Source organism: Parabacteroides acidifaciens, assembly GCF_003363715.1.
Taxonomy (GTDB): Bacteria; Bacteroidota; Bacteroidia; order Bacteroidales; family Tannerellaceae; genus Parabacteroides; species Parabacteroides acidifaciens.
The window spans coordinates 45,585-51,826 of the sequence record NZ_QREV01000034.1; the positions used below are offsets into that span (position 1 = coordinate 45,585).

A 6,242-nucleotide genomic window follows, 5' to 3' on the forward strand; every position below is an offset into this window, starting at 1 on the left:
ATAACATAAGAGAGAAGCACAGCCGTGCGTCTCTACTACTTCACGTAATCTGCGTTGTTCAGGTAATCATAACTCTGCTGACAGCTGGCAACGGGATCGTTCTGCGTGTACTGTTCGACTTCAACATACCAGTCTTTGATGTTATTTGCATACATCTGGTCGAAGATAGGTTTGAAATCCATCTTACCGCTGGCGCCGATTTCCTTCTCATCTTTGATATGGATCGCCTTGAACTGGCTCGGACGGTTCTTCAGGTAGGCAACGGGATCTCCACCACCTTCTTGCACCCAATACACATCCATTTCGAAGAATACATGGTTCGGGCTTACGTTATCCAACAAGAAGTCATAAATCAACTGATCTTCTATCTTGCGGAATTCGAAGTCATGGTTATGATAACCAAAGGCGATACTTGCAGCAGCAGCCTTATAACCGACCGTGTTGAAATAGTCGCAATACATCTTCAGGTCATCCAGCGTGGTCTTGTCATTAACCGGCATCCAGGGCTGAACCATATATTTAACGCCTAATTCGTTGTGAGCAGCAATAGCCTGGTCCCACCAACTCATCACCTCAGCTTCTTTTTCTTTCGTGAACTCCTGTCCCAAGTGGGCGCTCGTACATTTCATACCCAGGTCGTTCACCATTTTCTTAAATTCGGCAGGAGCCATACCGTAGACCTTACCATTATCGTAGCCGGCCGTTTCAAGGTTCTTATACCCCATCTTGGAAGCGGTTTCCAACACTTTCTGAATTCCTTCTTCTTTTACAAGGTCTCTTAAAGAATACAACTGAAGCCCAATATACTTGGACGAGTCGGCAGCGGCAGCTTTACCGGCACAAGAAGATAACAACTGAGGCATCACCACACCCCCCGCGAGCAATAATGATGCTTGCTTTAAAAAGTCACGTCTGTTTTGCATAGTACTAAAAAATTAAGTTTGCTTGAGAATTTCTACAAAAATAAAACTATATTTGATGTTTCCTTACATAATAACGTTAAAATCCTCAAATTTCTTTCTGCGCCGGATCTGGAACCGGTAAATAATACATGCTAAGACGAAATAGACACCTGCCTGTATCCATAACGTGTGGTATTCATGCACCACTTCGTTCAAAGTCGCCCCACTGGTATTGATACGGATAAACCCCTGAATCCCAGGTGTAGAAGGAAAAGCATATCCGACCACCTGCCAGAAAGGAGGAATCGCCTCTTTCGGCCAGGAAACGCCGGAGATGAACAACAGGATCACCGAGGTAAAGACAAACAGCAACATAGGAGCTTCACGGTTAGTCATAAAGCCGGATAAAGTCATCGCAAAAAAGATGCAGGCAAACAGATACGGCAGAAGAAACAGCAAAATCGTCATAGGATCTCCCACCTGTGGCAAAGAGAACAGTTTCGGTACAACCGCCACTACCCAGATACAGACCACCACATAAATCAAGATATACGTCAAAGACTTGCCGAACACAACCCGCAACGTCCCGTTAAAATGAGGGCTGACCGGTACAAGGTTATGGAGACTGTTCTTCTCTCGTGCCGTCCCTCCCAACATACCGATACCTAAGACCAGCGTTTGCTGAATCACTAAGATCAGGATAGCCGGAACCAGGAAACTGGCAAAGCCATTCTGCGAATTGAAGATCGTCACAGACTCATAAGGCACGGGATCGACTGTGATCTGTTCCTGCTTGTCCGATGCACCCGGCGAATTATGTCGCCGAAGCTCTTTTCCCAGATCCAGCGACACTTCCGTTGCCGACAACAAGAAAGCCTTATAGAACAGCAGGCTGCTCATATCACAATACAAAGGGACGGTCGTCTGCTTGCCCCTATGCAAATCTTTGCTGAACTCCGTCGGGAAATAGAGAATCCCGTATGCCTTCTTTTCGTCCAGCATCCGCTTTGCCTCTTCCATATCCGTACAGACGGCAATCACCTCCACATCCGGCGTTGCATTCACCCGGCGGGTAAACTCGCGGCTCAGATACGAGTCGGACTGGTCCACAACCACCATCTTGGCCTCGTGTACCACCTCGTTGTTGTAGATGAAAGAATACAGCAATGGATAGGCAAACGGCACCAGGAAGAAGAAGATCAGCACCCCTTCGTCCCGGAACACATTCTTCAGTTCATCCTTCCAGATATAAAAGGTATCCAGAATTCCCTGCTTGATTATATATCGTAAACGATGTTCTTTTTTCATCACTTTCTGTTTTACGGAATATATTTAAAGTACAACAGCGCTTTCTTCAACTGTTTTCCGATCAGGAAAGGCAGGATAAGGAATCCTAACAGCCAGGCATATTCGGTCCAACTGTAAAAGAAAGCCCTTCCGTTCAAAGCCTGATCTACATAGATCAGGAAATAATGGCGAAGCGGGAACATATTGCTTAAAGCCTGCAAGGTCGGGTCCATCCCTAACACCGGAAACGAGAAACCCACAATCGAAAAAGCGAGCATCCCGAACAGACTGGCAAAGCTCAACCCCATACGGAAAGTCGGTAACACCCCGATCATAAAGATCCCGACAGCCTGCGAAGCAATCACCAACAGGAATAGCGCCGACAACATCGGCAGCCAGCCGCTACTCAGCGGGAATGAATTGAAGCCATACAAAGCCGCACCATACAGGAACGCCACAACCGTAAAGACCACCGTATAAGGCAATACCTTTCCGATCAAACTGACCGTAAGCGAATTATTCCCCATCTGCAACCACTGGCGTGCCGTAGAATATTTGATCTCGGAACCGATACTGAGCACCGTCACCAGAAAAATCATCAACTGCAAGACACCCGGCAGCAACGTGTTATTCAGGTAAACCGAATAGTTCAGCCAGGGATTCCCGAGCGCATGCGTATCGATCACAATCGGCTGAAGCTGCGCCATAATCTGGTCTTCAGTATAGCCATGCGCCAATCCGGTCTGCAAACCGACCGAAGCACCCGCCAGCACGGACATCGTCTTCATATCCCGGAACAAAAGGGAAGCGCCGATCAGGTACGTGCCATTCGTATAGAACGACAACTTCGGCTGGCGTCCGGCCACCGCATCCACCCCGAAATCTTTCGGAATATAGAAAATACCGTAGACCTTCCCTTCCTGCATCGCCTGGCGGGCTTCCTCGAAAGAGACGGTCGTCAGCACCACCTCCGTCTGCTCGAAGGCATCCAGTTGGCGCGACAGGTTACGCGAATTGGATGAACCGTCCATGTCCACAACAGCAATCGGCATATCGGTCGGCAACCCGTCTTTCATCAGCGACAGGAAAAACACGACACAGATAGTCGGAGCCACCAACATACAGAAGAAGTAGACCGGTTTCTTCCCGATCCGCTGTATCTCCCGCCGGGCTATCATCCAGATGCTATGTAAACACTGTTTACCCATTATTCATTTCCTTTTTTCTTCATGATAACAGACATTCCGGGACGCAAGTCAGCAACCTTTTCCTGCGGACGGGCGCGCACCTCGAACGTCTTGTAATCGAACTGTCCGTTTGTCTTGGTCGCTTTCCAAGCGGCATACGTCCCCATATCTTTCATATAATAGACTTTCAGCTTGACAGGGCGACTATCCAACGCCGGGATGAAAGCATTCAGTTCGGAACCGATTTTAATATCTTTCAGGAGGTCTTCACGGATACTGAATGTCACCCACATATCGTTCAGGTCGGTGATATTCATAATCGGCGCACCCGTCCCCACCAGTTCGCCCACTTCGGGAAAACGTTCGGACACCTCGCCGTCGATCGGAGAAAGCAAAACCGCCTCTTTCAGATAAGATTCCACTTCGGCAACAGCCCCGCCGGCCTGCTGGACAAGTGCGGATGCAGCTGCCTTATCTTCCACCCGGGCACCATCCATCGCCATATCATATTGCGACTTGGCGGCTTTTTCCGTAGCTGCCATCGCCTTATAGTTGGCTTCCGCCTCATCGCGCTTCTGCGCGGACATCACGCCTTTCTCGAAAAGGTTCTGCACACGCGTATATGATTTATGGGCAATCTCCAAACCTGCCTTAGCCTTCTGCCACATTTCATAAGCGCCGGCTATTTCCTGCGCACGCGCTCCTTTGATAGCCTTTGCGTTTTGGGCTTCGGCGGCACGGCGCACGGCTTCCGCCTGCTGTAGTTTGGCCAACACCTCGGGTGTATCGAGGAATACGAGCGTGTCGCCCGCCTTCACCCTGTCGCCCTCACCGAAACGGTAGGCTTCGATACGGCCGGGCACTTTGCCGGAAATACGCACCTCGGTTGCTTCCGCCTGTCCCATAATGATATCGTCCGGCGGCGTCAACAGAAAGAAACCCGTTAAAGCTACTAATCCTACCACACCTAAAAACGCGATAAATGCCAGCAGCATGTTATTGATCGAAAACTTCTTATTCTCGTCCATCTCTATTTTGTTTTTATCGTTATTATTCTTGTTCGTTTACGGAAAGCTTACCCATCGCCTTGGTCAGGTAAACTTCGGTCAGTTTGACTTCTATCTGTGCGTCGATCAGGCTGGAACGAGCCGAAACCCACGCCGTCTGCGCCTGCATCAGGTTCAGGGCGGGAATCACCCCTTCTTCGAAACCCAGGTTGGCATGGCGGAGGTTCTCTTCGGCATTCTCCATATTGCGGGAAGAGGCAATCAGCTTCTTGCTTGCTTCGTTCACCTTATAAACGGATTGATTGACCTGCAATTCGATCTTTTCGCGGGCATCCTGCAATTCCAACGACTTGATACGCGTCTCGGCACGGGCGGAATTGCGTTTATAACTTCCCTCCCACCAGCCGGAAAGCGGCACTTTCACCATCACGCCGACATTGAACATCCCGGCAAATTCATTCTTAAAGCCGTTCATCGCATTGGGATTGGTAACCAGGTAGTTCGCCATGAAAGCGACGTTGGGCAACATATCCGCCAACACGATCCGCTCCTTACGTTTATATATCTTTGTAGCCAGGTCGAGGCTTTTCAACTCGTTACGGTTCAGGAACGCTTCGTTTACATCGGCAGCCGTCAGGACCGGTTCAGTCGGGAAATCCTCGATATCCTCATCAGCTAAGGCAAGCGGATCTTCGAGCGGCAATCCACATATCTGCGCCAGCAACATACGGGAAAGAGCCAAGCCGTTGTTGACTTTTGTCTGCGCCATCTCCGCCTCGTTCAGTTTGACTTTGACCGACAGGCCGTCAGCCTCGGTGGCAACACCTTCGGTTATCATAGCGGTAATATCGTGGTCGGTCTTACGGAGCAAGTCCACATAAGCATCGGCTAACTTCTTTTTATTGACCAGAGAGATCACCTGCCAATAGGTTTCATCGGTCTTATAAATGACATCCTGCAACTGCTGGTCGTTCATCGACTCGGCCAGTTGTTTGGCATACTTGGTGATCTGATTGTAATTGATGATCTTACCACCCATAAAGACAGGCTGCACAAGCGAAACGCTTCCCACCCAGATATTCTGGATATCGAGGTGTTGCATATCCCCCACCCCTTCCATCAGTTGGCCGAACACCGGCAATTGGGCAATCGGCCCGAGCGCGCCACCTATGGACGTACTCAACGCTCCCATATCCAGCAGGTTAATATCCTTCTGGTTCCACAGATACGCACCTGTAGCGGAAAGTTGCGGGAAATATTTGGTAAAAGCGGCGTTCTTCTCGTCACCTGCCATTTTGATCTTTTCGCCTGAAATCTTCAACTCTTTATTGTTTTGAATCGCCAAGTGACGGCATTGCTCCAACGTCAGCGCCTGCTGCGCATTCGCATAGCCCGACGAGACCAGCAATGCGACTAATACGACAAATCTTTTCATCTCTATCTCTTTTTATTCGGTTCCTATTCTGAACTATTCCAACCCCTTACTATTATATATTCAGCAAATATAAGAAATACGGTGCAAAAATACTGGTTCGGTTTAAATATAAAATTGAACTAATTCAATTAACGATACACAAAAGAGATAGAGATTACAGAAAAGGGGCACGCTTTATCAATTCCCGGCAACCCCTCGGCGGGCTCATTGTTTGCCAGTTTTGAGCTATCCCGTTCCCGCGCTCCGACGCGGGATCGCAAAGGAACAGGTTTTATCCTAAACTGGTAAATGATTCAGGATGCGGCAGGCTGTTTTGCGATCCCGCGTCGGAGCGCGGGAACAAGGCGGTTCACTTTTTCTTAGTTTTGGACCTTCTGCAAATTGAAAAATATACATTAACCCCCTGTTTCGACTGTTTTTCTAT

Annotated in this window: 5 protein-coding genes; all 5 read right to left on the reverse strand. The window is 48.9% G+C overall.

All coding sequences use genetic code 11. The features are described 5' to 3' along the window. Window positions 1-35: 35 nt before the first annotated feature. The 5 genes from DWU89_RS13740 to DWU89_RS13760 all read right to left on the reverse strand — a co-directional run bounded on the left by DWU89_RS13740 (window position 36) and on the right by DWU89_RS13760 (window position 5,818). Entirely contained in the window at window positions 36-923 is an 888-nt protein-coding gene (locus DWU89_RS13740) for a sugar phosphate isomerase/epimerase family protein (RefSeq protein WP_115500200.1), read from the reverse strand. Window positions 924-986: 63 nt separating this feature from the next. Next, window positions 987-2,210, reverse strand: a complete 1,224-nt coding sequence (locus DWU89_RS13745; RefSeq protein ID WP_115500201.1) for an ABC transporter permease — start codon at window positions 2,208-2,210, stop codon at window positions 987-989. 11 nt (window positions 2,211-2,221) lie between these two features. Continuing rightward, complete coding sequence (locus DWU89_RS13750) at window positions 2,222-3,397, reverse strand: ABC transporter permease (protein ID WP_115500202.1); 1,176 nt, start codon at window positions 3,395-3,397, stop codon at window positions 2,222-2,224. Continuing rightward, complete coding sequence (locus DWU89_RS13755; RefSeq protein ID WP_115500203.1) at window positions 3,397-4,404, reverse strand: HlyD family secretion protein; 1,008 nt, start codon at window positions 4,402-4,404, stop codon at window positions 3,397-3,399. The genes DWU89_RS13750 and DWU89_RS13755 overlap by 1 nt, the downstream gene beginning before the upstream one ends. Before the next feature lie 22 nt (window positions 4,405-4,426). Continuing rightward, window positions 4,427-5,818: a TolC family protein gene (locus DWU89_RS13760; protein ID WP_115500204.1), complete on the reverse strand. Its 1,392-nt coding sequence runs from the start codon at window positions 5,816-5,818 to the stop codon at window positions 4,427-4,429. Window positions 5,819-6,242 lie beyond the last annotated feature (424 nt).

Bases quoted from the DNA above. Each gene is read 5' to 3' on its own strand.
- DWU89_RS13750 (WP_115500202.1), bottom strand. From the start codon at position 3,397: ATGGGTAAACAGTGTTTACATAGCATCTGGATGATAGCCCGGCGGGAG.
- DWU89_RS13755 (WP_115500203.1), bottom strand. From the start codon at position 4,404: ATGGACGAGAATAAGAAGTTTTCGATCAATAACATGCTGCTGGCATTT.
- DWU89_RS13760 (WP_115500204.1), bottom strand. From the start codon at position 5,818: ATGAAAAGATTTGTCGTATTAGTCGCATTGCTGGTCTCGTCGGGCTAT.
- DWU89_RS13740 (WP_115500200.1), bottom strand. From the start codon at position 923: ATGCAAAACAGACGTGACTTTTTAAAGCAAGCATCATTATTGCTCGCG.
- DWU89_RS13745 (WP_115500201.1), bottom strand. From the start codon at position 2,210: ATGAAAAAAGAACATCGTTTACGATATATAATCAAGCAGGGAATTCTG.